Raw genomic sequence first — 539 nt, 5'->3', positions numbered from 1 at the left:
GCTCTAAGAAGAACGGCATTAACTGAACTTGTTGATGTTCAGCCAATTTGGGATAGATGTCGTAAAACATGTCGCTGTAGCGCTTGCCGTAGTTAGGTGGGACACGAATTTGCATCATGACCACATTGGCACCAGAATCTTTGATCATGCTAATCATTTTCGAAAGATTCGACGTAATAACTTTTGGAGGGAAGCCACGCAACCCATCATTGGCGCCCAACTCGATAAGAACTAAGTCGGGTGTATGTTGGTCAAGCAGTTGCGGGAGGCGAGCCAAACCGTTGCCAGTAGTGTCTCCGGAGATGCTGCCATTAATAACTGTTACATCTTGCCCGTGTTCGAGCAGCGCGTCAGGGAGTAAGCTAGGCCAACTCTTCTCAATCGGCATTTGATAGCCCGCACTCAAGCTATCACCAAGAACAAGAAGCTTTTCGCTTGCTTGCGATGCGGCGGAAAGACAAAAAAAGAGAACTAAGGAAAGTAAACGAATCATGCAAACACCTGTACTCAAAGCACCTATTGTTCAAGCGAATTTGGTT

1 protein-coding gene is annotated in these 539 nt (G+C 46.4%); it reads right to left on the bottom strand.

Translation table 11 applies throughout. The features are described from left to right. On the bottom strand, positions 1-493 hold a 493-nt coding region (locus tag R7Z77_RS28030), incomplete at its 3' end, for an arylesterase (RefSeq protein WP_318137392.1). Positions 494-539: the final 46 nt, after the last annotated feature.

This window comes from Vibrio sp. 1401, from assembly GCF_033340295.1.
This window is presented reverse-complemented; position numbering and strand designations above follow the sequence as displayed.